Source organism: Photorhabdus kayaii (assembly GCF_025384895.1).
Taxonomy (GTDB): domain Bacteria; phylum Pseudomonadota; class Gammaproteobacteria; order Enterobacterales; family Enterobacteriaceae; genus Photorhabdus; species Photorhabdus kayaii.
Window position 1 is genome coordinate 1 of record NZ_JAJAFZ010000035.1, and the last position, 25,924, is coordinate 25,924.

Annotated in this window: 25 protein-coding genes and 2 pseudogenes; 20 read left to right on the plus strand and 7 right to left on the minus strand. The window is 39.9% G+C overall.

Annotated features, from left to right (window positions below):
- Positions 1-8: 8 nt before the first annotated feature.
- From hslO to LGZ98_RS13730, 3 genes are read right to left on the minus strand one after another with little or no spacing between them, the layout of a single operon-like run.
- Positions 9-881 carry an Hsp33 family molecular chaperone HslO gene (gene hslO / locus LGZ98_RS13720; RefSeq protein WP_113042793.1) on the minus strand — a complete coding sequence of 291 codons (873 nt, stop codon included), beginning with the start codon at positions 879-881 and terminating at the stop codon, positions 9-11.
- 22 nt (positions 882-903) lie between these two features.
- Positions 904-1,320: a ribosome-associated heat shock protein Hsp15 gene (hslR, locus tag LGZ98_RS13725; RefSeq protein WP_113042791.1), complete on the minus strand. Its 417-nt coding sequence runs from the start codon at positions 1,318-1,320 to the stop codon at positions 904-906.
- Positions 1,321-1,377: 57 nt separating this feature from the next.
- Positions 1,378-3,510, minus strand: a complete 2,133-nt coding sequence (locus LGZ98_RS13730) for an intracellular growth attenuator family protein (protein ID WP_113042789.1) — start codon at positions 3,508-3,510, stop codon at positions 1,378-1,380.
- Positions 3,511-3,861: 351 nt separating this feature from the next.
- Here LGZ98_RS13730 and nudE point away from each other — a divergent pair, with 351 nt between their 5' ends.
- The gene (gene nudE, locus LGZ98_RS13735) at positions 3,862-4,410 is read left to right on the plus strand and encodes an ADP compounds hydrolase NudE (RefSeq protein WP_113042787.1); all 549 of its coding nucleotides are present in this window, start codon (positions 3,862-3,864) and stop codon (positions 4,408-4,410) included.
- Positions 4,411-4,452: 42 nt separating this feature from the next.
- Here the strand turns inward: nudE and mrcA are convergent, their stop codons facing one another.
- On the minus strand, positions 4,453-6,981 hold the full coding sequence (gene mrcA, locus LGZ98_RS13740; RefSeq protein WP_113042785.1) for a peptidoglycan glycosyltransferase/peptidoglycan DD-transpeptidase MrcA: 2,529 nt from the start codon (positions 6,979-6,981) through the stop codon (positions 4,453-4,455).
- Between the two features lie 121 nt (positions 6,982-7,102).
- Here mrcA and pilM point away from each other — a divergent pair, with 121 nt between their 5' ends.
- The 11 genes from pilM to trpS all read left to right on the plus strand — a co-directional run bounded on the left by pilM (position 7,103) and on the right by trpS (position 16,556).
- Positions 7,103-7,933: a pilus assembly protein PilM gene (pilM, locus tag LGZ98_RS13745; RefSeq protein WP_113042783.1), complete on the plus strand. Its 831-nt coding sequence runs from the start codon at positions 7,103-7,105 to the stop codon at positions 7,931-7,933.
- Positions 7,934-7,935: 2 nt separating this feature from the next.
- Positions 7,936-8,487, plus strand: coding sequence for a PilN domain-containing protein (locus LGZ98_RS13750; RefSeq protein ID WP_113042781.1), 552 nt, complete (start codon positions 7,936-7,938; stop codon positions 8,485-8,487).
- A complete protein-coding gene (locus tag LGZ98_RS13755; protein WP_113042779.1) occupies positions 8,474-9,019 on the plus strand; it encodes a hypothetical protein in 546 nt (181 codons plus the stop codon). The genes LGZ98_RS13750 and LGZ98_RS13755 overlap by 14 nt, the downstream gene beginning before the upstream one ends.
- A complete protein-coding gene (pilQ, locus tag LGZ98_RS13760; RefSeq protein WP_113042777.1) occupies positions 9,012-10,046 on the plus strand; it encodes a type IV pilus secretin PilQ in 1,035 nt (344 codons plus the stop codon). The genes LGZ98_RS13755 and pilQ overlap by 8 nt, the downstream gene beginning before the upstream one ends.
- Before the next feature lie 370 nt (positions 10,047-10,416).
- Positions 10,417-10,938, plus strand: coding sequence for a shikimate kinase AroK (gene aroK / locus LGZ98_RS13765; protein ID WP_011144496.1), 522 nt, complete (start codon positions 10,417-10,419; stop codon positions 10,936-10,938).
- Between the two features lie 47 nt (positions 10,939-10,985).
- Positions 10,986-12,074 carry a 3-dehydroquinate synthase gene (gene aroB / locus LGZ98_RS13770; protein ID WP_113042775.1) on the plus strand — a complete coding sequence of 363 codons (1,089 nt, stop codon included), beginning with the start codon at positions 10,986-10,988 and terminating at the stop codon, positions 12,072-12,074.
- Positions 12,075-12,255: 181 nt separating this feature from the next.
- Positions 12,256-13,182: an SPOR domain-containing protein gene (locus LGZ98_RS13775; RefSeq protein WP_113042773.1), complete on the plus strand. Its 927-nt coding sequence runs from the start codon at positions 12,256-12,258 to the stop codon at positions 13,180-13,182.
- Between the two features lie 84 nt (positions 13,183-13,266).
- Positions 13,267-14,079: an adenine-specific DNA-methyltransferase gene (dam, locus tag LGZ98_RS13780; protein WP_112878414.1), complete on the plus strand. Its 813-nt coding sequence runs from the start codon at positions 13,267-13,269 to the stop codon at positions 14,077-14,079.
- A 60-nt stretch (positions 14,080-14,139) separates the two neighbouring features.
- Entirely contained in the window at positions 14,140-14,820 is a 681-nt protein-coding gene (gene rpe, locus LGZ98_RS13785; protein WP_113042772.1) for a ribulose-phosphate 3-epimerase, read from the plus strand.
- The gene (locus LGZ98_RS13790) at positions 14,810-15,514 is read left to right on the plus strand and encodes a phosphoglycolate phosphatase (protein ID WP_113042770.1); all 705 of its coding nucleotides are present in this window, start codon (positions 14,810-14,812) and stop codon (positions 15,512-15,514) included. Before rpe ends, LGZ98_RS13790 begins: the two co-directional genes overlap by 11 nt.
- Before the next feature lie 4 nt (positions 15,515-15,518).
- Positions 15,519-16,556: a tryptophan--tRNA ligase gene (trpS, locus tag LGZ98_RS13795; RefSeq protein ID WP_113042768.1), complete on the plus strand. Its 1,038-nt coding sequence runs from the start codon at positions 15,519-15,521 to the stop codon at positions 16,554-16,556.
- A gap of 19 nt (positions 16,557-16,575) precedes the next feature.
- Here trpS and LGZ98_RS13800 read toward each other — a convergent pair whose 3' ends face one another.
- Positions 16,576-16,710 carry a hypothetical protein gene (locus LGZ98_RS13800; RefSeq protein ID WP_262405155.1) on the minus strand — a complete coding sequence of 45 codons (135 nt, stop codon included), beginning with the start codon at positions 16,708-16,710 and terminating at the stop codon, positions 16,576-16,578.
- Between LGZ98_RS13800 and LGZ98_RS13805 the strand changes: the two are divergent.
- Positions 16,665-16,918: pseudogene (locus LGZ98_RS13805) on the plus strand (ISKra4 family transposase); the annotation flags it as partial. The gene LGZ98_RS13800 and the pseudogene LGZ98_RS13805 overlap by 46 nt on opposite strands.
- A 26-nt stretch (positions 16,919-16,944) precedes the next feature.
- Here LGZ98_RS13805 and accA read toward each other — a convergent pair.
- Positions 16,945-17,904 (minus strand): acetyl-CoA carboxylase carboxyl transferase subunit alpha, encoded by a 960-nt coding sequence (gene accA / locus LGZ98_RS13810; protein WP_113042766.1) that lies wholly within the window; start codon positions 17,902-17,904, stop codon positions 16,945-16,947.
- 232 nt (positions 17,905-18,136) lie between these two features.
- Positions 18,137-18,440: pseudogene (locus tag LGZ98_RS13815) on the minus strand (transposase); the annotation flags it as partial.
- Between the two features lie 22 nt (positions 18,441-18,462).
- Between LGZ98_RS13815 and LGZ98_RS13820 the strand changes: the two are divergent.
- The 7 genes from LGZ98_RS13820 to LGZ98_RS13850 all read left to right on the plus strand — a co-directional run bounded on the left by LGZ98_RS13820 (position 18,463) and on the right by LGZ98_RS13850 (position 25,792).
- The gene (locus LGZ98_RS13820) at positions 18,463-19,989 is read left to right on the plus strand and encodes a beta-ketoacyl-[acyl-carrier-protein] synthase family protein (RefSeq protein WP_262978191.1); all 1,527 of its coding nucleotides are present in this window, start codon (positions 18,463-18,465) and stop codon (positions 19,987-19,989) included.
- A gap of 163 nt (positions 19,990-20,152) precedes the next feature.
- Positions 20,153-20,485, plus strand: coding sequence for an ApeI family dehydratase (locus LGZ98_RS13825; protein ID WP_158536572.1), 333 nt, complete (start codon positions 20,153-20,155; stop codon positions 20,483-20,485).
- A gap of 1 nt (position 20,486) precedes the next feature.
- Positions 20,487-21,308, plus strand: a complete 822-nt coding sequence (locus tag LGZ98_RS13830) for a transglutaminase-like domain-containing protein (RefSeq protein WP_113042755.1) — start codon at positions 20,487-20,489, stop codon at positions 21,306-21,308.
- Positions 21,308-21,703: a hotdog family protein gene (locus LGZ98_RS13835; RefSeq protein WP_113042753.1), complete on the plus strand. Its 396-nt coding sequence runs from the start codon at positions 21,308-21,310 to the stop codon at positions 21,701-21,703. Before LGZ98_RS13830 ends, LGZ98_RS13835 begins: the two co-directional genes overlap by 1 nt.
- Positions 21,704-21,970: 267 nt before the next feature.
- Positions 21,971-23,596 (plus strand): phenylalanine aminomutase (D-beta-phenylalanine forming), encoded by a 1,626-nt coding sequence (locus tag LGZ98_RS13840; RefSeq protein ID WP_191214870.1) that lies wholly within the window; start codon positions 21,971-21,973, stop codon positions 23,594-23,596.
- Positions 23,597-23,967: 371 nt separating this feature from the next.
- Positions 23,968-24,216, plus strand: a complete 249-nt coding sequence (locus LGZ98_RS13845; RefSeq protein ID WP_113042752.1) for a hypothetical protein — start codon at positions 23,968-23,970, stop codon at positions 24,214-24,216.
- Between the two features lie 7 nt (positions 24,217-24,223).
- Positions 24,224-25,792 carry an AMP-binding protein gene (locus LGZ98_RS13850; RefSeq protein ID WP_262978192.1) on the plus strand — a complete coding sequence of 523 codons (1,569 nt, stop codon included), beginning with the start codon at positions 24,224-24,226 and terminating at the stop codon, positions 25,790-25,792.
- Positions 25,793-25,924 lie beyond the last annotated feature (132 nt).

A 25,924-nucleotide genomic window follows, 5' to 3' on the forward strand; every position in this document is an offset into this window, starting at 1 on the left:
ATAGAATATCAATGGAGCTGATTCTTTTTTTCTGTTCTGATTGCAGCAAGATCATCAGCATCAAAAATATGGTGCGTGCCACAATACTCACACGCCATATCAATGGCGCCATCTTTCTGCAAAATATGATTAACATCCTCATCGGAAAGTGTGACTAATGTGTCAGCATAACGTTGGCGAGAACAAGTACAACGGAATTCAACCGCTTGTGGTTCATATAATATGACATCCTCCTCATGATAAAGGCGGTGCAAGATCTCCTTAACTTCCAATGAAAATAACTCTTCACCTTTAATGGTTGCGGTAAGTTGCACCAGATGATCAAAAGCTTCTGCACTCCCCTGCTCCGCTGTTGGCAGAATTTGTAACAACATACCACCAGCAGCAACTCTTCCATCCTGAATGCCTGTACGGATAAATAGACGAGTGGGTAGCTGTTCAGACTGTCTGAAATAATCATCAAGGCAATCCGCCAGTGTTTCACCTTCCAACGCAACCACTCCCTGATAACGCTTACCATGAGTCGGTGTAATGGTAATAACCATATAGCCTGTACCCACCATCTGTTTCAAGCTGCTATTTTCAGTCACTAATCCATCAATACGAGCGAGACCACGCATTTGTTGCTGATGATTACCATTAATAACGGCTAATTTGACCGGGCCATCTCCCTGAATCTGAACCGTAATATCGCCATCAAATTTCAGGGTTGCAGTTAATAGACTAGTTGTTACCAACAGTTCTCCCAATAATTGCTGTACCGGCTGCGGGTAATCATGATTATCCAAAACATTCTGGTAAGTCTCACTGGCTAAAACCAGCTCACCACGTACAGAATAATTCTCAAATAAAAAGCGGTGTAATTGGTCTTGTTTAAACATATCTCTCTCTCATTCGAGCAGGTTATTCCTGCCCACTTAATTTATCGTTTTTAAACTTAATCAGCGTGCGTCTTTCTTTTTTATCCGGCCGGCGATCAGGATGAGGCATAGTTAATGCATTCATTTTTCGAGCAATTGCCATTTTTTCCCGGTTAGTAATACTCGCTTCCGTCTCTTGGTAAAGTTGTTGCGCCTCCGGCGCACCGCGCCGATGATTGCTTAGTGCAAGAACTTCAACTATACGTTCATCATTACCCTGACGCAGTTTAATTGCAGCCCCTAGTTCAACCAATTTACTCGGTTTACTTCTTTGACCATTATAGTGAACTTTACCACCGTCTATCATTTCCCGTGCAATAGCCCGTGTTTTATAAAAACGAGCCGCCCACAGCCACTTATCCAGACGGACAGCTTGATCGGAGTCTGAATTACCCTTCATTTTTCCTCTCACTATCAGCTTCGGCAAATAAAATAAATCCTAACATGCCATTGTCGATTATCGCCAATGCGTAGGCGGAAAAAGTGTATTAAAACAGTTATCGTAATATTGACTGATTTTGTTTATACGTTGTTTATTCTGCCGATTTTTCTTAATAACCAGCACAAAATTAATGATTAAGGTCGTAAAAAGAGCCAAGAATAAAATAGTGGTACCAATACAACGAGCAAGTGTCATGGTATCTAGTTCACTATGCAGCACAATCCGGCGGGTTCCATTACTATCTACGGACAATTCCATGACAATTCCCGTTGTCTCAAAGGGTGTTTGCAATACCATATCCGATAACCGCTGTAACTCACGCCATTGTTCCAACGCACTATGATCTTCCAACACACTATGGTCATAAGAGATGATGGCTGGCGTTATATATTCAACCAGTTGTTTGCCTTCATCACTGATAAGTAGAACACCGCCAGGAGAAGGGCTATTAAGCAGCATTGCAACTTTATCTATTTCCCGGTAGATAAATGATGATGTCGTCGCATCAACCAATTTCCCTAAAGCTTCAGCACCTGCCGGGCGCAATAAAACATGAATGCCATCCAGTTTGCCACTTTCTGCATTCTTTAACAAAGTTAGCCAATCAATAGCACTACCCAGGTTAACCAAAGCATTTTTCAATCGTAAACAGTCTGTTTCTTTTTCACATAGTTTTTTAGTTTTCAATACAATATCAGAGAAATCTTCCAATAAGATCATACTAGATTTGAAAATCTCCTGAGTAAGGTCTGGATTTATTACATCGTCATTTTCCTGTAAACGTAATTGTTTATTAACAGTCGCGATCAGTTTAGCTGCATTTTCTATAATTTCTGATTCTGGTATTGGCAGTGGATTAACCCTATTCCAATATATCCCCGAACAATCTAACGGAGAAAAATAGGTGTCGCCTTTACCGTTCATATTGTTTGGGGGCATATAACACATACCAATCCCTTTTGCTTTTAGGATATCCCCAACTCGCAATTCCATCCCTTCTATCATATCAACGTCAGTGATAACTTTTGTGATGCTGCCACGCAACCAAGCAAAACTGAGTTTCATCGGTACACTAACCGGCTGATAAAAATAGAGTAGTAACATAATAAGCAAGCAGCTAACGATCATCATGAGATTTTTTCCATAACGACGATAAGGGTAATTTTTCTCTTCATCATGCAAAGAGAGATAATGCCCTTGCCTGACTACCTGACCGTTAGTGTAAATATCAATATTGGTTTTCTGATCAAAATAGTGAGCAACATAGGGCTCCCAATGAGGAGGATAGATTAAATCAATCCCACCAAGAGAAATATTACTCATTTGTCCTTGTTCAAATTCGCCAAATAATCCCCATCGTTTTGGTATACCGGTAAGACAGTGAATATCCTGGCGCCTGCATATTGAAAGTGGGCAAAGTAATGGCCAAAAACTGACAACGACTAAACTACCTGCAATCAACATCAGCCACGGCAAAAGCAGTGCCGGTGAAAGTAACGCAAGAAACCAAATGAAAAATCCGAAACACAAAAATCCCCCCTCCCAAATACCCGATGAGTGATTCAACCGGTATTCCTCCAATGTCTCTTTACGAATATTTTGTAACTTTACGCTGGTTTCACCATTTTTTTGGATCGATGCCTGCTGATGAGATATATCTGAGATTACCGGAGCAGAAGGAAAATCCTGTTGAAAATCTTTCAGAAAGTGACCATTAATCGAAACAACCAGTGGTATTGTCGCAGTGTGAACAACATCAATAATATTCTGCTGTTTAATAAAAGGCTCAAGGAAAAACGGCAAATGAATTTCTGCCATATCAATATAATAACGCCAGCTATGTCGTTCATCTGAGGCAACAGAAAACCGGGTAATGGAATGACAGATAGTATAAACCATATCATTTTTACCCATCAGAATTGGCCAACTTGTTTTATTAATACGGTCTGTTACAACTGGCGGCAACACTCGATTCAAATAACATTCAATAGCCTGGTATTCATCAGCATTAAGTTTACGATAAGTTGGTTCAGCAACAGAAGGCAGATAACGGGCGCTATCATGTAGCTTCCATTTGAAAATCAGAAAGGAAGCCATGACAACCAGGCTAATTATCAAGATAGCCAATATAACGACTGTTACACTCATTTTATCCCTATACCTATGACAATCTTGCTATTGTTGTTTGCAAATTAGCAACTACACGTTAAGTTCTGAATTAGGTTATTTCTATTTATTTTTTTAATTTATTTTACAATGAGTTACATAATAACGCACTAAACTATATACAACATAGATCTATTTCCAAAGAGAATAAAGATAACAGTAACAACAATAACCAGCGATAATCACTATCATTTATCAAAATAATCGGCCATATTTAGTCAAGCTATGGAGTGTACCTAATTTCATCATAAAATCTAAGGTTAATGAAATAATTTATGACGTAATAATGCACAGGCACTCAACTCAACCAATATTAAATCATCAGGGGCAATTATGAATGACCTGAAAAACCCTAAAATCCTAAACATAGAGGACATTGCCCATTCACGTTTATTTCATATTCAGTCAGTTGATCTCGAATTTAGTAACGGCGTAAAACGCGTTTATGAACGGATGCGTCCGGCCAATCGGGAAGCTGTTCTGATAATCCCGGTCATTGGGGATGAATTGCTACTTATTCGTGAGTATGCAGTCGGCATTGAACAGTACGAATTGGGCTTTCCTAAAGGCGCGATTGACCCTGGGGAAAGTATCTTCGAAGCAGCTAACCGTGAGTTAAAAGAAGAAGTCAGCTTTGGTGCCAGAAAAATAGAACAATTAGCCAAACTCACTATGGCCCCATCCTATTTTTCCAGCAAAATGAACATTGTTATTGCCGAAAATCTCTATCCAGAAAGCCTGGAAGGGGACGAACCTGAACCACTACCACAAATACGTTGGCCGATAGCAGATATGATGTCATTACTGGATCACGCTGATTTCAACGAAGCACGCAATGTCTGCGCCCTATTTCTGGCACAAAGATACTTAACACACCGTTGAAGTTCACAGGCACAACAGCGCTTCGTTGTGCCTGTTTTATCATCAGAATAACTCCTGACTTTCACCATTCTCAATTAAAGTTGTGCCAACTTCTTGCACCGCACTCTCTGTAGGTTGAGTGCCGTCAATGAAGTATTCACTACGGGTATCTCCGCCGCCACCAGCAAGTTTACCTGTTTTACGATCTATCACGGCAGAAACAATCCCCGGAGGAGGTGTAACTTCTTTTTCAGGAACCCCCTCCAGCGCAATTTTCATAAAATCATCCCAAATTGGCTGTGCACTCTTAGCACCCGCCTCACCGCCACTGGCTGCTGTACGGCCAAGGCTTCTACGATGGTCATCAAAACCAATCCAAACCGTCGTGACAATATCTGGCCCATAACCTGAGAACCAAGCATCTTTTGAACTATTAGTTGTCCCAGTTTTGCCACCAATATCACGACGTTTCAGATCGCGTGAAGCACGCCAACCCGTACCTGACCAACCCGGCTCACCAAAGATATTGCTATTCAAAGCATCATGGATCAAAAATGCCAACTGAGTACTGATAACATGAGGAGCATATTCTTGCGCACCTTCACGGCTATCAATTACCGGAGCTCTTTCCAATTCAGGTAACGGCAATATCTCTTGTTGGCTGACATGAGATTGAGCAACATTCTCAATCGAGTTTTCAGACAGTTCGATTGAACGTACCGTATCCCCATAAATTACTGGAATATCGCACTGCGGACATGCAATTTTAGGTTTAGCCTCAAAGAGAACATCGCCATCTTCGTTTTCAATCTTAGTAATAAAGTAAGGATCGATCAGATAGCCACCATTGGACATAACAGAATACCCTCGTACCATTTGCATTGGTGTGAATGATGGCGAGCCCAAAGCCAGAGATTCCGTTCGTACTATATTTTGTGCCGGGAAACCAAACCGTTGCAGGTAATCAGCGGCATAATCGACTCCCATTGCTCGCATTGCTCGAACCATCACGACGTTCTTCGATTGCCCTAATCCCTGACGCAAACGGATTGGCCCAACATAAGTCGGTGGTGAGTTTTTCGGGCGCCAATCAGTACCGGCTCCTGCATCCCAACGGCTAATTGGTAAGTCATTCAGCAGTGAAGCCAATGTCAGCCCTTTATCCATCGCTGCGGTATAGAGAAATGGTTTAATATTAGAACCAATTTGACGTAATGACTGAGTGACACGGTTAAATTTACTCAAGTTGAAATCAAACCCACCAACCAGCGCCTTCACAGCACCATCATTCGGATCAATAGAGACCAAAGCAGCATTAGCTTCCGGCACTTGTGCCAACCACCAAATATCCTTTACTTTCCGAACCCAAACCTGTTCACCAACTTGAACCACTTCATTCACACTACGAGGAATCGCACCCTGAGCACTATCAGATTTGAACTTTCTGGCCCAACGGACACCCGCTATGGACAATTCTACACTGCTGCCATCAGGCAACATCACTATCGCCTGATCACTACCCGCTTTGGTCACTACTGCCGGCATTAACGACCCATAATTTGGTAAAGTCTTAAGCTTCTTGACAATCTGTTCTCGATCCCAAGCAGGTTCGCCCACTTTCCACAAAACTTCCTGCGCCCCACGGTAGCCATGACGCACATCATAATCAATGAGGTTATTACGAACCGCATCCACGGCAGCTAACTGAAGCTTACGGGTAATCGTGGTATAAACTTTATAACCGTCGGTATAAGCATTCTCACCATAACGCTCAATCATCTCCTGACGCACCATCTCGGACAAATAGGGCGCAGAGAAAGCAATCTGAGGTGCATGGTAATTAGCAACCAACTTTTCACTTCTAGCTTGATTATATTGCTGCTGAGTAATATAGCCCTCATTGAGCATACGGCTCAGAACCACATTACGGCGGTTAATCGCTCGGCCATAAGAATAAAGCGGGTTAAACGTAGAAGGTGCCTTTGGCAAACCAGCAATCATGGCTATTTCACTCAGTGTCAACTCATTGACACTCTTACCAAAATAAACTTGAGCCGCAGCCCCAACACCATAAGCCCGGTAACCAAGGTAAATTTTATTGAGATAGAGTTCGAGGATCTCATCTTTATTCAGCAATTGCTCAATCCTGATGGCCAGAAAAGCTTCCTTGATTTTACGCATCAACGTCTTCTCAGGAGTGAGAAAGAAATTTCTCGCCAGTTGCTGAGTAATGGTACTTGCCCCTTGTGATGCATGACCTGAACTCATCGCGACAGAGGCTGCCCGGATAATCCCTACAGGATCAACCCCGTGATGTTCATAAAAACGGCTGTCCTCCGTTGCAATGAACGCCTTCACCATAATGGATGGAATTTCGGACAGCTCAAGAGGCATACGGCGTTTTTCACCATATTGGGCAATAAGCTCGCCATCTGCACTGAACACCTGCATTGGTGTCTGTAATCGAACATCCTTTAATGTCGCCACATCAGGTAACTGAGGCTCGATATATTTGTACATACCAAAAATCGAGGCTGTTCCCAGAAAAATGCAACTCACGACAAAGACTAGAAAATACTTTACGAACTTCACCTGAAATTTCCCATGCCATGTTAGTCGGGTGGTTTATAAACAATCGGCGCGTAGTATAAAGGTTACACAGCACCTTGAATATGGTCTTTTATTAAAATTACTGATATGGAGATCGATAGTTATGTATTCACCAAAATGGTATGTCGGATTGGACATCCAAAATGGCATCCTTCGCGCCGTCGCAGCTATAAAACGCCGAGATGGCTGGCAGCTTCGCCACTGCTGGCAATATCTTTTATCTGACGCGGTCATGCCAGAGGGCCGTTTACAACGGCCAGAAATATTATGTGATATTTTAAATCAATGGCGCCAAGAATTACCTAAAAAAATCAGTTTCAGACTCGCCCTACCTGTACAACAAACATTGCAGAAGAGTCTGATTTTACCTCCAGATATCAATCTTAAAGAGCCGGAACAAGGCTGGTTTATCAACGCCAGTGCCGAGAAACAATTTCCCTTTAACACCCGAGAACTAGCGCTGGATTACCGTATTATTGAACAAAACGCCTACATCAGCGCCGCTCGCCAGAAAGATCTCAACCTCTGGCTACAATGTCTTGCACAAGCAGGAATATTTCCAGACGCCATTGATATTGCCCCCTGTGCCCTACGCTATATAGCGCAATATGCTGGCGTTCCCGCTGATAGTTGGCTGTTACACAGGCAACAATCTGGCTGGCTATGGGTATCTCCTGCCAATGTCCCCTTCGCTTATGATCTAGTATCAGCAAATACGGCTGTTTCTCCACAGCAGATTATCCGTCAATTATTTACTTCATCTATGGCTGAACAGCCTGTTTACTACAGTAGCTACCAACAAGAAGCCCTACCTGAAGGAACTTACTCTTGGGATATGTTGACAGCATTTCGTCACTATCAACCACCACTGCCAATCCAACTGATGAAATATGTGATAGCTGGTGGTTTAGCACTCAGACCGGATGATAAGTAACGATGTATCAGGTTAATTTTCTACCTTGGCGCCAAACCCGGCTAAAACATCGTTATCGTTGGTGGGCGATTCTTCTCTTATTGCAATTGATATTGTGGCTGACAATGCTCGTCTGGATGTTATTAAAACAACAGGAAACGATTAACCAGTATCAAAGACAATGGCAGCAACTCAACCAGCAACAATTATATTTGCAACAACAGATAACTCAGACAGAGGAGGCGGTTAATCTTCACAACAAACTGGCCTATAAATTAAAACAACAACAAACGTGGCTGAAACAGAACCAACAACATTGGCAATTATTCAATGAATTACCTGAATTATTACCGGAAGGAAGTTGGTTAACCGCTTTCGATGATCAGGCAGGTCAATTAAAACTGGTTGCTAATAGTCTGGATTATTCCAGTATGACGTCTCTGCTGGATAATCTTGAAAACAACGGGCAATTGTCTGAAATTCAACTAAAAAAGATGACCACTACCGAACAACAAATTAGACAATTTATTATTGACGCTAACTGGCAGACGGAGATATCCGATGATAAAAAGTGACTATCTATGGTGGTTTGCCAAACCAACCTGGCTGCTCTTTATCTGGCAGCAAGCTATTATCATGCCATTTCTGATTCTGTTTTATCTCTTCTTCTGGCAAGAAAGAGCTGAACAGCGAAGTAGCCTGACACAAAAAATAGCAGCTCAACAAATCAATACCAAAGCAGCTAATGAACGACTAAATCAGCTACCGCTATTGGAAGATATACAACAACACATCAACCAAATAGAAAATGGACTCAGTAAGCCGCGACAAAATGAGGTAAAAATTACCGCAATAAAACAATTACAACAGCCATTGATAAACTCTGGCGCACAAGTTCTTGAGTGGCAACGTAAAAAAGAAGGGGAAAAAACGCTCTGGCAAATCACAATTTATTTGAACTACGAACAGATGCTAAGTTTTCTTGAGGCGTTACAAGCGTTATATCCACCGCTGCTGATTAAACAGCTTTCCATTTCACCATCAGGTGAATCCCTAAACGTCAAAATCACCCTGTCAGAAACCTCACATGAGGAATTTTATGACTAAAAAATTTATTCTGTTTATCCTTTTTCTGCCCGCTATTGTTGTTGCAGAAATAAGAAATCCTTTTACTCCCCCGATGATAGAGACAGAAGAGCAATCGGTTGAGTTATTTGATCAATCAGTCAATGAGACCGAAATTCAGTCCCTCTCAACCGTATTACAATATGCAGATGCAGAAAGAATCGCCATGAATCTCAGGCAAAATACGCCCGCACTGATAACAAAAGAAGGTAAAGTTGATTTTGATCCTGAAACTAACAGTTTAATTTTACAGGATACCCCCATCGCCATCGCACAGATAAAAAGCTGGTTGAAAGAGATAGATACACCACAGCAGCAAGTGCAGATTACTGCACATATCGTGACCAGTAGCCGAGAAGCATTACATGAACTCGGCATTTACTGGGGTATGCCGATAGGAGAGCAGATTAATACATCAACTGGTATAAACCGACTCAATATCAACCAAGCAGCCAGCGATAACATGCATCGATTTGCGTTCAATATTGCCCGCATTCACACCAGTTTGCTGGAAATGGAGCTCAGTGCCTTAGAACAAGAAAACCAACTAGATATTATCGCTAGCCCAAGACTAACCGCCTCTCATCAACAGTTAGCCAGCATCAAGCAAGGCTCTGATATTCCTTACATCAGCCAAGAAAAAGAGAAAAGTACCGTGCAATTTAAAGAAGCCGTACTAGGAATGGAAGTCACACCCCATATACTGAGAAAAAACAAAATCAGGCTCTCTCTGAAAATCAGTCAAAACATGCCAGGGATCTCAATAAGTCAAGGAGGAGGTGAGAATTTAACCATCGACAAACAGGAAATAATAACTCAAGTTACTGTAAAAAATGGTGAAACACTTATTCTCGGTGGAATTTTTCAACAGAAAAAAGGCGAGCAAACCCAGAAGGTCCCTTATCTATCGGACATCCCACTAATCGGCTCATTATTCAACCAAAAAGGTCATAAACACAGCCGACGTGAGTTAGTCATATTTATTACACCTCAATTGATGGACATTTGATCAAAAATAAAAATATAACCGTTATATCAGTGAGTTGGATATAAAAAATTTAACTGTTCCGTATGATGATGCGCAGATTTTTCCAACTAATCCTGTTTATAGATTTGACGCTGAGTCCGATTTAGCATACAAGAGTTAACTAATTGAGTGGTCGGGTTTAACATCACAATAATCAGCCAATGAAACCAGAGCTTCCGTCACAAAAAGCTCGTCGTTGATTTATATAGTTGCAAAACTGGCTGATGTACTGAGATAATTTTGTTATCTGATCTCACATTACCGCTCATGAGGTTTCAGTTTAGGTCCCGCTGCTGATTTTGATTAGCGGGGCGGGTTATCATTAACGAATAGTCTTAGTAATACCAAAAACATGGCAGAGAAACGTAATATCTTTCTGGTTGGGCCTATGGGTGCCGGCAAAAGCACTATTGGTCGTCAGTTAGCTCAGCAACTCAATATGGAGTTTTACGACTCCGATCAAGAAATTGAGCGACGTACCGGAGCTGACGTGGGCTGGGTATTCGATGTGGAAGGCGAAGAAGGCTTCCGCGAACGCGAAGAAAAAGTGATTAACGAACTCACTGAAAAACAAGGCATTGTACTGGCGACTGGCGGAGGTTCTGTGAAATCCAGAGAAACCCGTAATCGTCTGTCTGCCCGTGGGGTCGTGGTCTACTTGGAAACCACCATTGAAAAACAGTTAGCACGCACTCAGCGCGATAAAAAACGTCCTTTACTTCAAGTTGATGCACCAGCACGTGAAGTTTTAGAAAATTTAGCAAACGAACGTAATCCTCTGTATGAGGAAATTGCTGATGTCACTATCCGTACCGATGAACAGAGCGCTAAAGTTGTCGCTAACCAAATCATTGAGTTACTGGAAAAAAACTGATTCAAGCAAGTCTGTACAGCGATAAATAATTAAGGCGAAGGCTGCTTATGGAAAAGATCACTGTCACTTTAGGGGAACGTAGTTACCCAATTACCATTGCAAAAGGGCTATTTGACGATCCTTCTGCTTTTGCACCATTGAAAGCAGGCCAGCAAGTTATGCTGGTGACGAATCAAACCCTAGCTCCGCTGTATTTGGCAAAAGTAAAAGCCACCTTGCAGCAAACCGGGATTCGGGTAGATGAAGTGGTTCTACCTGATGGTGAACAGTACAAATCTCTTTCTGTATTAAATGACGTATTTTCTGCCTTGCTGGAAAATAACCATAGCCGGGACACAACGCTTATCGCTCTCGGTGGCGGCGTAATCGGTGATTTAACTGGTTTTGCCGCTGCCTGTTATCAACGTGGTGTCCATTTTATTCAAATGCCTACCACCCTTCTTGCCCAGGTTGATTCCTCTGTCGGAGGAAAAACCGCAGTAAACCATCCCCTTGGCAAGAACATGATAGGTGCATTCTATCAACCAGTCTCTGTGATGGTCGATCTTAATTGCCTGCAAACGCTTCCAGCCCGCGAACTCTCTTCCGGTCTGGCTGAGGTCATCAAGTACGGTATCATTCTCGACAGCGTATTTTTTAGCTGGCTTGAAGATAATATGGATAAACTCCTGGCTCTTGACAGCCAAGCAATGACTTACTGCATCCGTCGTTGCTGCGAATTGAAAGCTGAAGTTGTCGCAGCAGATGAGAAAGAATCGAGTGGCTTACGTGCCCTACTGAATCTTGGTCACACCTTCGGTCACGCCATCGAAACAGAAATGGGATATGGTGTCTGGTTACATGGGGAAGCCGTTGCCGCCGGAATGGTCATGGCAGCAAGAACAGCTCAACTTGTTGATAATTTCTCTGAACAGGATATTCAACGTATTATCCGATTGTTGGAGCGGGCAAATCTGCCTGTACACGGGCCACAAAACATGCCACCAGAAGCCTACCTCCCACATATGATGCGAGATAAGAAAGTTATAGCAGGTAAATTACGACTGGTTCTTCCAACAAAAATAGGTAAAGCTGATCTCCGCTCAGATATTGAACACAACTGTGTTCTTGACGCTATCCGTCAGTGTTTACTATGAAAGTGTGTAAATTTTAAGTAAGTTGTATACTTATAGCATTAAATTAAATGTTTTTTTGCATCCATCTGGTTGTTATGTCATAAAATAACGACTCTATCAGACAAATTTCTATCTTCGTTAAGTCAGCCTGCCGGACTGACTTCAATTGCAATTGGCAGTATTGGCTCTGTTTGGAGGGCATATGGACGAATTCAAATCAGAAAATGAACAAAGAGCAAATAACGAGTTTAGGCCAGATACCTCAGATCGCCGTCCTTCACGCTCGCGTCAGCCATTAAACAAACCCAAATTTGCGGTTTCACGTCAGCAAATGATGCTTGGCATTGGGATTTTAGTGCTGCTACTGCTGATTATTGCTATCAGTTCTGCCTTAAAAGCCCCAACTGAACATGAAAAACAGCAATCGCCAAATGTTGCCAAGAAGAATATTGATTTATCAAGTTCATCATCCAACAACGATGACAATAAATCCATAACATCAGAGAATACCACTACAGAGACAATCAACAGACCACAGGAAATCAATGTTCCTCCTGTCAGTGGTACTTCAACTCAACCTCATCAGCTTCAAACTAACAATGGCGAAACCCAAAATCAGCGCATTGAATTATCAGGAAATATTCCTGATGCACTGACTCAACAACAAAGTAATATAAATCACGCAGTACAGAATCTGAATCAAACCCAACAATCACAGCCAGTAACACCACCACCGGTGGTACAGCAGAAATCAGAAAATATCCGTCCACTGAAATCAGAAACACCAGCTAAATCAAAACCATCGACAAGTCATGCTAGCAGTAAAAACAATGTGGTCAGTAGCACCAGTAGTGATCAATTAAAAACCCCGGCAAACCATTACACTTTGCAATTAAGTAGTGCCAGCCGCTCAGATACACTGACCGCTTTTGCTAAAAAGCATAATCTTACCCATTACAAAGTTTATGAAACTAAACGTAATGGAAAAGTTTGGTTTGTTTTAATTCATGGTGATTACCGTTCCGTTTCTGAAGCCAAACGGGCCGTTTCATCTCTACCAGCCGAGATTCAGGCGAAAAAACCTTGGGTTAGAACGATGCAGCAAGTGCAACAAGACCTAAGAAAATAAAACAATATTTATTAGGCGCTGATATGCTGTCCTAAACAGAGTACAATCTGCGGCTCTGGAATGATTGAGTAATTAATTGACAGCATGAAAAAAAAACGCGCTTTCTTAAAATGGGCCGGTGGAAAATACCCGTTGGTAGATGATATCAAACGTCATCTGCCAGCCGGTAGTTGTCTGATAGAGCCATTTGTTGGCGCAGGTTCTGTCTTTTTGAACACAGACTACGATTCTTATATCCTCGCTGATATCAACAGTGACCTGATTAACCTGTACAACACAGTAAAACTCAGGGCTGATGAGTTTATCGTCCACACACAGCCTCTGTTTACCCAAGAATACAATACAGCCGAACATTTTTATCAGTTACGAGAGCAATTTAACCAAAGCACTGACCCGTTCCATCGCAGCGTGTTATTCCTTTATCTCAATCGCCATTGTTACAACGGCCTCTGTCGTTATAATTCTCATGGTAAATTTAACGTACCTTTTGGCCGTTATAAAAAACCCTACTTTCCCGAAGAAGAATTACACTGGTTTGCTGAAAAAGCCCAAAATGCGACTTTTATCTGTGAGCACTACCAACACACGTTGAACGAAGCACATAAAGGCTCAGTTATCTATTGCGATCCTCCTTATGCTCCTTTGTCAGCAACAGCGAACTTTACGGCATATCACACCAATAGTTTTAACGTTGCAGATCAGGAAAATCTGGCAAATATTGCATTTAAGTTATCATCAGAACGTGCAATTCCTGTTTTGATATCCAACCACGATACGCCAATGACGCGAAAATGGTACTATCAGGCTTCACTTCATATTGTCAAAGCACGTCGTACTATCAGCAGGAATATCCTTGCCCGCAGTAAGGTAGACGAACTTTTGGCATTATATCGCTGATTTATCCACTCCCCTTTTGCCTGGCAATTAAGGGATGATAGAAACGATTTGGAGAAGATAATGAAAGACTTTCTGATTGCCCCATCCATTTTATCTGCAAATTTTGCGCGGCTGGGTGAAGATACAGCTAAGGTGCTGGCAGCAGGGGCTGACGTTGTTCACTTTGATGTGATGGACAACCATTATGTCCCTAACCTGACTATCGGGCCTATGGTCTGCCAGGCTCTAAGAGATTATGGTATCACTGCACCAATCGATGTTCATTTGATGGTAAAACCGGTTGACCGCATTATCCCTGATTTTGCCAAAGCAGGAGCAACTTACATTACCTTCCACCCAGAAACCAGCGAGCATATTGACCGCAGTTTACAACTGATCAAAGAGTATGGTTGTAAAGCTGGTTTGGTATTCAATCCTGCAACTCCATTGAGTTATCTTGATTATGTCTTGGATAAACTGGATATCATTCTATTGATGTCGGTAAATCCCGGTTTCGGTGGTCAATCTTTCATCCCTGGAACACTAGAGAAACTGCGTCAGGTTCGTAAAATCATTGATGAAAGCGGTTATGATATTCGTCTTGAAGTAGACGGTGGCATTAAAGCTAGCAACATTGCCGCGGCAGCAACCGCGGGGGCAGATATGTTTGTTGCTGGCTCAGCTATTTTCAGTCAGCCTGATTACAAAACTGTTATTGATAATATGCGTAGTGAATTGTCAAAGGTATCTCATGGTAAGTAAGGTATTAAAAGGTATTCGTGCTATCGCTTTTGATCTGGACGGCACACTGGTAGACAGCGCCGATGGTTTAGCTGATGCACTGGATCAAGCGCTGTTAGCCAAAGATCTCCCTGCTGCGGGAAAAGAGCGGGTTGCTGCTTGGGTAGGTAATGGTGCAGACATTATGGTCGAACGGGCGTTGACATGGGCCAGAGTCAAATTGACCGCGCAACTGCATAAAGAAACCCGTGAGCTATTTGATCGATTCTATGAAACAACTGTAACAACAGGCAGTCAACTGTTCCCAGAAGTCAAAGCTACATTGGCTGAACTGGCAAAACACAATTTGCCAATGGGTATCATCACCAATAAACCAACACCTTTCATTGCTCCTCTGCTGGCTTCTTTAGGCATCAGTGAATATTTCTCATTAGTGTTAGGTGGTGATGATGTTAAAGAGAAAAAGCCACATCCGGCACCTATTTATTTAACAATGGGTACATTCGGACTGCGTAAGGAAGAACTGCTCTTTGTCGGTGATTCCCGTAATGATATTTTAGCAGCACAAGCGGCTGGTTGCCCGTGTGTTGGTTTAACTTATGGATATAACTACGGTGAATCTATTGCATTAAGCAATCCAGATTGCATATTAACGAATTTTTCGGATCTGCTATCCATAATTGGACTCCCATATTTAAAACTTCAGGAAGCATAATAAAATGAATAAACCCACTGTATCTGAAACACTAAACTCCCAAAAACCTATTGTATTCAGCGGCGCACAGCCTTCCGGTGAATTAACCATCGGTAACTATATGGGGGCGTTACGTCAGTGGGTTAAAATGCAGGATGATTATGACTGCATCTATTGCATTGTTGACCAACATGCAATTACAGTCCGCCAGGACTCAAAAGAGTTGAGAAAACGCACTCTGGATACACTAGCTCTCTACTTGGCTTGTGGCATTGACCCAGAGAAAAGTACTATTTTTGTCCAATCTCATGTCCCACAACACGCTCAGTTAAGCTGGGTTCTAAACTGTTATACCTATTTCGGTGAACTCAGCCGCATGACTCAGTTTAAAGACAAATCAGCCCGTCATGCCGAAAACATCAATGCAGGCTTGTTTGACTATCCTGTACTGATGGCGGCGGATATTTTGGTATACCAAACAAATCAGGTTCCTGTAGGTATCGATCAGAAACAACATCTTGAATTGAGCCGTGATATTGCTCAACGATTTAATGCCATCTACGGCAATATCTTCTCTTTACCAGAGCCGTTTATCCCAACCGGTGGTGCCCGTGTTATGGCCCTTCAAGACCCAGAAAAGAAAATGTCCAAGTCAGATGATAACCGTAACAACGTTATCGCTCTGTTGGAAGATCCAAAATCAGCCGCTAAAAAGATAAAACGCGCAGTCACAGATTCAGAAGAACCTCCTCGTGTTCGCTATGATCTGGAACAAAAACCGGGTGTTTCCAATTTATTAGATATCCTCGCGGGTGTTACTGACAAAACCATTCCTGAACTGGAAGCAGAATTTGAAGGCCAGATGTATGGTCATTTAAAAAGTGCTGTTGCTGATGCAGTTTCCGGTATGTTGACTGAGTTACAAGAGCGTTTCCACTATTTCCGTAATGATGAAATCCTGCTGAACAAAATCATGGCAGAAGGTGCAGCGAAGGCAAAAGCCCGCGCTCAGATTACGCTAGATAAAGTGTATGAAGCTGTTGGCTTTATTGCTCATCCTTAATAATTAACCTGCATTCTGTTTAAGCCGTCATTGGAAAATCTTCTCCTGAGTAGAAAACTTTCAGTGATGGTTTCTTCCATTTAAGGCAGTAAGCAATCACACCACCTGAATTACGGCGAAATGTACCGATATGGTGAGCCGATTGCTTCTTCATTTGTTGAATCGACGATCAATGAAGTCATCGCTAAACGCATGGTGAAAAGCAGCAGATGCAATGGAGCCAACAAAGTGTGCATTACTAACTCCAGACATGCGCAGCGGTACTCAATGATAATTTAAAAGCCCGATTCGAGCATTGGTATCCGGGCATAAAATTATGTGAAGAAACGGATCATAATTTAACAGAGGTGGTTACCGCATAAGTGCCCCTGACTTTTTTATGTTCTCCTTAACAATAACCAATTGCCATTATTTTTTGGTAGCGTTCCGCCAGTAATGTTTCAATATCGAGCTTTTTCAATGCTGACAAATCGGCGAGTAGCTGTTGTTTTAAATTTTCACCCGCGATCAGATAATCACGATGAGCACCACCAAGTGGTTCTGGGATAATAGTATCGATAATACCAAGCTCTTTAAGTCGTTTCGCCGTCATTCCCATCGCTTCAGCGGCAACCTGAGCTTTTTGTGCATCTTTCCAAAGAATAGATGCGCAACCTTCCGGTGAAATTGCCGCATAGGTACTGTATTCCAACATATTAATGCGATCGCCAACCCCTATCGCTAACGCGCCACCAGAGCAACCTTCTCCTGTGATCACACAGACGATTGGTGTTTTTAAGCAAGACATTTCCATAATGTTTCGCGCAATCGCTTCGGCTTGTCCCCGCTCTTCAGCACCAATACCTGGATAAGCGCCCGCAGAATCAATAAGAGTCACCACTGGTATATGGAAACGCTCGGCCATTTTCATTAAGCGTAATGCTTTGCGATAACCCTCAGGGGAAGGCATGCCAAAGTTGCGCATCACTTTTTCTTTCGTGGTACGGCCTTTTTGCTGCCCTATTACCATCACAGGTTGGTCATCAAGACGAGCTAAACCGCCAACAAGGGCTTTATCATCTGCAAATGCTCGGTCACCCGCTAGCTCTTGAAACTCAGTAAAGATCAAAGAAACATAGTCGAGGGTGTAAGGTCTCATGGGGTGTCTGGCAAGTTGGACGATTTCCCAAGCGCCAAGTTGAGAAAAAATGGTTTTCGTTAATGAAAGACATTTCTTCTCAAGTAATTTGATTTCCTCGTCGATCTTAATATCCGACAGATGGCTATTTTCTTTAAAGGTCACTAAAGCGTCGATTTTTTCATTCAATTCGACGATTGGTTTTTCAAATGCGAGAAAATGAGTAGACATAGAATCCTTAACATGGTAACCATCCCATTTTTAATGGAGGTTATTAGCAGTAGAATTTTTGTTTTGTGACAGCGTCAATTTTTGAATAGGGGTTATTCCCCGCTAATCCCATGTTAGGGAGTTCGTGATTATAAGTCTATAACCATCGCGTTGTTTTATCTTGGTGACCATAGATTTTATGCTCTCGTATAGGTATACAGAGTGAAGTTTGTTATTTATTTCTGACCTTTTCATTCATCACATAAGCCCAGTCTTTCACCAACTCACTCCGATGGTAACCGGCTCCGTCAAGGATAATATGCACCTTCTGACTGACCGGATAGGTTTCACGAATGGCAATGAAGAATTCGGCGATATGATTAACTGTCGATACGGTCATACTCGCGTCCCCCCGTTTTACTGATATCGGCCAGATTCAGGGCGCCCATAAGGTTCAGACGGGGACGGTTTCCCGTTGTTTTCACCGCGGTTTTCTGGCTTTTGCACATCCAGCCATAAGCGAGTTTCGTCCCCTGCGTGGGATGGAGGTATTCAAGTTCGGCTTTTTGTTCATCGGTAATGAATATAGCAAGAAATAATGACGAAAATAGTAGTAAATGGTTAGTAGCGGGATATGGTGCGTCAAGTGACGCTTATCATGAAACATCACCAGAGCCAAATGGGGCAGGAGCCATACAGGCCATTGATGCAGCTCTATTTGCCGCTGACCTTAGTAGAAAAGATATAGATTTAATTTCTGCTCATGCTACAGGCACAAGCGCAAACGATGTACCAGAATCGCAAGCTTACGAGAGGCTGTTTGGTAACGATATTCCCGTGAGCGTAATGAAACCTTTTTACGGTCATACATTAGGAGCCTCGGGAATTATAGAACTCATCAGTATTTTGTCTCTTCTGGACGCCGGTATTACGCCAGAAAATAATCATGTATTAAAACTCAGAGAAGATTGTAGTTCTATAAATCTTAATTACAAAAACTACCCTAGCCAGAAAATTAAGACTATATTGGCAAACAGTTTTGGCTTTGGTGGAAGTAACAGTGCACTAATCGTAACCAAAAACAGTTGTAATCGAAAGGTTAAATATGAAAAAACAGCTATACCTATAATAAAAGCGAGCTCTAATGATGGTGAATTAAAAAAAATAATAAAACCCGAAGGAAGTGTTTTTGGGGAAAAGTGTAGGATTAATCAACAAAATAAAAGATTTAAACGGGATTCACCGGAGATAAAATTCTGCATAGAATCTGTAGGAGATGTGATTGATGGTTTCGAGGATGTAATACAAAGTAGTCCTAGAGCCGGATTAATTACTGGGAACTCACAAAGACCGCAAAAATGTTTAGAAACTTATTTAAAGTCTATCTATGAAGGTGATCCCAAGTTTGCGAGTGCTCGTCATTTTCCTGGGCATATCGTTAGCGCAATCTGTGGTCAGGTGTCTATCGCGCATAAAATTAGTGGACATTGCACGGTATTATGCAGTCCAACAGCTGCTTTCGAATATAGTGTAGATCTTTTAAGGAGCAATACTCAAGATTATATGATTGCTTGTTCAAGTGATGAAGTAACGCCTGCACAAGAAAGTGTTATAAACCATTTGTTTAAAGATGCCGAATGTAACCTTACTAATGGGAGTGCAGCTATTCTATTGTCCAATAGAGAAAATCTAAATAAGACTAATGGCAAACCAATAGCGTGGGTACGAAGTATACTTCATTCTTCTTATAACGGACTAGTGTTAAGGAATGACATGAAGTTCCATAGTCTTTTGGAACGTCTCATTCTTGATTCTTGTGAAGAAGCATGTATAAGCTATGAAGAAATTGACCATTGTATTTTATCTAGCTCATTGATTGATAATGATATATATGATGGTGCTCGAAGTGTGTTGACCAAATACAACTCAAATTTACTCGTTGAGATTCAGAATGAGAAAAGGCTTTCATCTGACTTTATGACCAATATTGTGGAAGCAACCGAGAAGATATCAAACAATTCTAAAAAAACCGTTTTGGTGATATCGATAGATTTATCTTCAAATATCGGTGTTTGTATTATCTCTAAAGAAGAGAGATTGTCATAACCAGATATCTTTAAATAGGTCAAAAGTAAGTAAAATTAAAAGAAATAATCACTTCTTATGTGGGTGTTGCGTTACGATAAATTTTCATTAATCATTGATAAAATTTATATCCACCCACTTTATTATTTTAAAAATAATAATTATACTCCGGAGATAACTTATTTTGAATAAAAAAAACAGTCATGGAGCTATTGTTGAAACTATTTCGAGTGAATCTTTTTCCATACTATTCCCTCATAGTTGTTCATTTTTTAATGGACATTTCCCAAACAATCCTATTGTCCCTGGTGTGCTGCTATTGGATACAATATATGACAACCTTGTCAAAATAGGTGTGCTAAATATTAATGGCATAGATAACGCTCGTTTCTATAATACTGTTCAGCCAAATGAAAAAATAACAGTTAAGTTAAATAATTTATCGAATAAGGTTGTTTGCACAGCAAAAAGTGAAAAAGGTAAGGTGTTAAAAGCTAGTTTTATGAAAAGGCTTTAATATGATAGATTATTCAACACAATCATATAATACGACACTGGGTGATTCTTTCCTTAGTATTAATACGATTAATAGTTCTCCTCTAAGTTTAGCGAGAAACTGTAGGAATATTATAGAGCATCAGAGTGGCGTCAACGCTCATAAGATCCCCTTAGCTAGACATAAGGATTATGAGCTTCGTACAGCTTCAGAAGTTCTTAAAGAGGCATATAAACGAGGTCTTAACTTAAACTCTGAAAATCCTTTTGAAAAAAAAATAATTGGAAATTGTCAAACAATTTCACTGTTATGTATAGGAATTATGCGTGAATTGGGAATTCCTTCGAGATATCGATTTTGCTTGTGTACATATTTTGAACCAGGCTCATATGTTGAACACATCGTAATTGAGTATTGGTGTTTTTCAAATAACACGTGGAAGGTTTTAGATCCAACAGTCACTCATGAGATTATTGAAAAAAACAAGACTTCTATTGATTTTGATTTTGATAATATACCTAAAGAGAAATCTAATATATTTACAGATCTATGGAAGAATTACAGACGAGGCGATTTAGATATTGATGAGTTACATCATAAATCATACAAAAAAATTGTTGGATTTGAACGATTCGTGTGGAGAACATTACAGGATATCTTAGCTTTAAATAAAGTAGAGTTGTTTTATTGGGATTACTTCGATTTTAGAAAGTATGTGAATGATCCCACGTTAGTTGATGTGCTAATTGATAATATAGATGAAAACAAGAAAGAGATCTCTAATATTAATATTAACTTTGACGGCTTTACTAATTTACACCCCTACCAAAGAGATTATAAATAATGCAAGATTTTATTAAAGGTGCACATGCTGAACCTTTTTCCTTTGTTCACTCAGTTGAGTCTATCTCTAAAGATGAAGTAACTGCACGATCTCATTTTTCTACTGAGAGTACATATAGAGAGTGCTGTCAAAATTCTTGGCATTTAATTGTAGAATCCTTAGCTCAGGCAGCGGGGATACATATAAAAAATCAACTTGATATTAACTACAATGGATATTTAGTAGGCGTGGATGATTTAAATATTGAGAATGCCAATGTACTTATGGAAGATTACTTCTTGGTGGCTAGAATGATAAGTAATATTGATAATAAGTACTTGTATCATTGTGAGGCCATGGGTGATATGCATCGCCCTATCTTAACCTGTAGGATTTTACTGTCCAACTCAAATTAAATTACAGAGTGAATAAAGTTTTCCTTATTTTTAGTTGGTTTCTTTCTCCGGTTCAGTAAATTCAAAAAAGGAGAGGTTTTTTATGGCAAAGTCTATTTTGGCTCTGATCACCTCCCTCTCTGTCAGGATTGTTTCTATCTGACGATTTACTCCTACTTTTAACCATGTTCTATTTTTAAACTGCCTTCGGTTATGAGCTAGTTTATTATTCGATTAAGTTTCATGGGCATTATTTACGCTCAGTATAAATCATTAATGGATAAAAAAATGAAAACAAAAGATAGAGTTATTAACGAACCCGTAAATAGTGATGAAGAAAACTTAGCTTCATTGAGCTTGAAAAGTTTCCATATAAAATTTAATAAGGAAACTTCCCTTGAAGATATTTCATACGCAGCTATAAATCATTTGCCAGTGACCCTAGATGATGAGGTGATCGCTAGAGTCGAAAAGTCACGTCATATTTTAGAAAGTATGGTAGAGGAAGACCGAGTTATTTATGGTGTAAATACAAGCATGGGGGGTTTTGTCAATTATATTGTTCCTATTGATAAGGCGAGTGAGTTGCAAAACAATTTAATTAACGCAGTTGCTACTAATGTAGGAAAATTTTTTGACGATACGACCGTCAGAGCAACAATGTTGGCGCGAATTGTGTCGTTGTCTCGTGGTAACTCCGCTATTTCTGTGACTAACCTCTGTAAGCTGATTGACGTTTATAACAAAGGGGTTGTCCCTTGCGTTCCTGAAAAGGGGTCTTTGGGCACCAGTGGTGATCTTGGGCCATTGGCAGCGATTGCTCTTGTTTGCACAGGCCAATGGAAAGCACGATATCAGGGGGAGCAAATGAGTGGTATCGAGGCGCTTGAAAAAGCAGGTATCTCCCCAATGGTACTGAGCTTTAAAGAAGGGCTAGCGCTGATCAATGGAACCTCAGCGATGGTAGGTTTGGGGTCGTTATTATATGACGAAGTGCAGCAGGTGTTTGATACTTACCTTACTATCAGTGCGCTGTCTATTGAAGGACTACATGGTAAAACCAAACCATTTGACCCAGCCGTACACAAACTTAAGCCACACAAAGGGCAACTCGAAGTCGCAACTGCCATATGGAATATATTAGCTGAGTCGTCTCTGGCGGTGAATGAACATGATATAGAAAAAATAATTTCTCAAGAAATGGATGGTTTGGTCAAGCCAAGCTGCCATCAGATAGAGGATGCTTACTCTATTCGTTGTACGCCGCAAATTCTTGGGCCTATTGCTGATAATCTCAAGAATATTCAACAAACTTTAAAGAATGAGCTGAATTCATCTAGCGATAACCCGTTGATTGATCAAAACACTGAGGAAGTATTCCATAACGGTCACTTTCATGGTCAATATATCGCAATGGCGATGGATCATCTGAATATTGCACTTGTCACGATAATGAATTTATCAAACCGTCGGATTGATAGATTTATGGATAAATCCAACAGCAATGGTTTACCTGCATTTTTATGTGCAGAAAATGCAGGATTAAGATTAGGCTTAATGGGTGGACAATTTATGACTGCGTCAATAACCGCCGAATCCCGAGCATCGTGTATGCCTATGTCTATTCAGTCCCTTAGCAGCACCGGTGACTTTCAGGATATTGTTTCGTTAGGTTTAGTGTCTGCTAGACGAGTCAGAGAACAGTTGAAGAACTTAAAGTATGTTATGGCTTTTGAGTTATTATGTGCTTGTCAGGCAGTCGATATTCGTGGTAACGCTGGCTTGAGTAAAGCTACCCGAGCTCTCTATGAAAAAACGCGTAATCAAGTCCCCTATTTAAACGAAGATAAAACAATCACGGACTATATTGAATTTATTGTGAAAAACGTGCTAACAAAAAATTCTGACATTTAATTGATATATATAAAGTGTCCAAGCCATAATTATCTATTAAATAGACCTATTCGGTTTTTATGAAATTCTCAAGCGAAGTAATGCTGAGTGATCTTGTAGAATTCTGGTTTAATAATAGGTTTATCTAATTTTGATGTTTTCTATGTGTATTGTTTTACCACGCTAATTACCATGTTATCTAATAATATAAATTCGCATGATTATACAGTTATATCTATATACTCAAGATACTTCAAAGTGCATGTTTGAAAAACGATTATGTTATTTAATTTAAATGTTTTTATATCTGACGACTCAAGCATCTTGAAGTTCATTCTGTATATAATAATATATTTTAAATCACTACAAATATATAATTTGGAGATTGTAAAGTGGAAAAATCGACGATTGAAAAAGAGCTTAAAAATGAAATTGACAAAATATGCAATTATAATATAAGCACTGAAATTTCAGGAGATACAAAACTAAAAAGCCATCTAGATTCAGTTGATATTCTTCGATTCATACACAAAATTAACACAGATTACAATTTGAATTTTGGTAGTAAAATAGAAGATGAGAAATACTTAGATACATTTGATTCGATTGTTTCTTGGGTTCATAGTTCTATAAATAAATAAGATAAAAATGAAAAAAAACAATTTAATATTAATGATAAAACGTTTTGAAAATAATCATAACGTGGCTTATTACGATCATAACAATGGAAAAACATTTTCAGATATTTATTCGGAAATAAAATCCATATTAAATTACTTTGATTTTAAAGGAATTACCAAAGGGAAAAAAGTAATATCATTTATGGATAAGGCGTTTTCAGAGTTTTCGCTTTTTTATGCATGTTTATTAAAAGGAGTGGCTTTTTGCCCTCTGGATAATAATATACCATCAAACAGGCTATCAATGATAATATCAGATGTTAATCCTGATTTAATTGTAGCTGATAATTTTTATATTGGTGATGAAAGTTCATTTCGAGAAGATCTGTTAATTCATAAAGATTGTATAGTCTCTAATGGGGAATTTATTTCTCCGCTAGAACATGATATATACTATGAAGATAGCTTAATCACGGATTACACTGATACTGTCGCGTATATTATTTTTACATCTGGATCTACAGGTAAGCCAAAAGGCGTTCAAATTACTCATGATAACTTCAATTCATTCATAGACGCATTATATCCTCAATACGTAAGTGAAAAACCTGAGAAATATTTATCTATTGGTCCTTTGTATTTTGACATGACCATTTTGGATAGTATTCTACCTCCACTATATGAGCATTCTGTATATTTATATAAACCACCATTTATACCCAGTATTTTCGCTAACATTATTGAAAGATATAATATAACTAGATTTAGTTGTGTCCCGTCTGTACTAAAAATTTTGCTCCCACAACTCAGTGAGGGTGGGGTATTTAATCAATTCAAATCGTTAAATCTAATTTTACTTGGTGCTGAAAAACCCAATGAACAATCGATTAAAACTTTATTGGAAAACATTCCTCAGCTTAAAGTCATAAATGCATATGGTCCTACAGAAGGTACTATGTGCTGCTTCTCCTCCGAAATTACTAGCGATAATATGACTAGAGATATAAGTATTGGCAAGCCCTTTAGAGGATTAGAATATATTTTAGAAACAAGTTATGGATATTCAAAATTTGGAGAAGGGAAGCTTTTAATCTCAGGAAATCAAATAATGAAGGGGTACATAAATCATTCGCAATGTGATGATCCATTTATTTTTCACAATGGTGTTAAATACTATGATACAAATGATATTGTTAAGGTTAGCGATGATGGTATCTTCTACTTTATAGGTAGATCAGATGATGAAGTCAAACTAAATGGATTCAGGGTACACCTTCAAGACGTTGAAATGAACATAAAGAAATTACTTAATGTTGGTAATATATTTTTGCATAAATACAGCACCAATAGTAAAGATTACTTAGTTCTATCATACGAGGAAAATTCGATAGTAGACCCGAATGAATGTTTCATTAATTTAGAAAAATTGTTACCAAAATACATGGTTCCTAATATTTTTTTAGTTTTCAAGTCATTGCCAAGGCTTCGAAATTCGAAATTGGATAGAAGTAAAATTCAATCAATAGCAAATGAAAAAATCGAATCCTCAAATAAAACTTTACCCTCTAGTAAGTTTATTACTCTAAAAATACAGTAGTTTTTATTATCTTAATGGTGTTGCTCTAATGCTTCGCCAATTATGCAGTGCCCGGCATAATTGTTGTTATCACATAGTAATCTAAAAATCATTTGGATCACTTTTACGTTTAAATATACCTTACAGAGTATT

Excerpts from the sequence above, each read along its gene's own strand:
- aroB (WP_113042775.1), top strand. The coding sequence starts at position 10,986 with ATGGAAAAGATCACTGTCACTTTAGGGGAACGTAGTTACCCAATTACC.
- LGZ98_RS13835 (WP_113042753.1), top strand. The coding sequence starts at position 21,308 with ATGCAAGATTTTATTAAAGGTGCACATGCTGAACCTTTTTCCTTTGTT.
- LGZ98_RS13730 (WP_113042789.1), bottom strand. The coding sequence starts at position 3,510 with ATGAGTGTAACAGTCGTTATATTGGCTATCTTGATAATTAGCCTGGTT.
- pilM (WP_113042783.1), top strand. The coding sequence starts at position 7,103 with ATGTATTCACCAAAATGGTATGTCGGATTGGACATCCAAAATGGCATC.
- LGZ98_RS13790 (WP_113042770.1), top strand. The coding sequence starts at position 14,810 with ATGGTAAGTAAGGTATTAAAAGGTATTCGTGCTATCGCTTTTGATCTG.
- nudE (WP_113042787.1), top strand. The coding sequence starts at position 3,862 with ATGAATGACCTGAAAAACCCTAAAATCCTAAACATAGAGGACATTGCC.
- LGZ98_RS13775 (WP_113042773.1), top strand. The coding sequence starts at position 12,256 with ATGGACGAATTCAAATCAGAAAATGAACAAAGAGCAAATAACGAGTTT.
- LGZ98_RS13850 (WP_262978192.1), top strand. The coding sequence starts at position 24,224 with ATGAAAAAAAACAATTTAATATTAATGATAAAACGTTTTGAAAATAAT.
- LGZ98_RS13840 (WP_191214870.1), top strand. The coding sequence starts at position 21,971 with ATGAAAACAAAAGATAGAGTTATTAACGAACCCGTAAATAGTGATGAA.
- LGZ98_RS13750 (WP_113042781.1), top strand. The coding sequence starts at position 7,936 with ATGTATCAGGTTAATTTTCTACCTTGGCGCCAAACCCGGCTAAAACAT.
- LGZ98_RS13755 (WP_113042779.1), top strand. The coding sequence starts at position 8,474 with ATGATAAAAAGTGACTATCTATGGTGGTTTGCCAAACCAACCTGGCTG.
- aroK (WP_011144496.1), top strand. The coding sequence starts at position 10,417 with ATGGCAGAGAAACGTAATATCTTTCTGGTTGGGCCTATGGGTGCCGGC.
- LGZ98_RS13800 (WP_262405155.1), bottom strand. The coding sequence starts at position 16,710 with ATGAAGAAGCAATCGGCTCACCATATCGGTACATTTCGCCGTAATTCA.
- hslR (WP_113042791.1), bottom strand. The coding sequence starts at position 1,320 with ATGAAGGGTAATTCAGACTCCGATCAAGCTGTCCGTCTGGATAAGTGG.
- pilQ (WP_113042777.1), top strand. The coding sequence starts at position 9,012 with ATGACTAAAAAATTTATTCTGTTTATCCTTTTTCTGCCCGCTATTGTT.
- accA (WP_113042766.1), bottom strand. The coding sequence starts at position 17,904 with ATGTCTACTCATTTTCTCGCATTTGAAAAACCAATCGTCGAATTGAAT.
- LGZ98_RS13820 (WP_262978191.1), top strand. The coding sequence starts at position 18,463 with ATGAATATAGCAAGAAATAATGACGAAAATAGTAGTAAATGGTTAGTA.
- hslO (WP_113042793.1), bottom strand. The coding sequence starts at position 881 with ATGTTTAAACAAGACCAATTACACCGCTTTTTATTTGAGAATTATTCT.
- trpS (WP_113042768.1), top strand. The coding sequence starts at position 15,519 with ATGAATAAACCCACTGTATCTGAAACACTAAACTCCCAAAAACCTATT.
- LGZ98_RS13830 (WP_113042755.1), top strand. The coding sequence starts at position 20,487 with ATGATAGATTATTCAACACAATCATATAATACGACACTGGGTGATTCT.
- rpe (WP_113042772.1), top strand. The coding sequence starts at position 14,140 with ATGAAAGACTTTCTGATTGCCCCATCCATTTTATCTGCAAATTTTGCG.
- dam (WP_112878414.1), top strand. The coding sequence starts at position 13,267 with ATGAAAAAAAAACGCGCTTTCTTAAAATGGGCCGGTGGAAAATACCCG.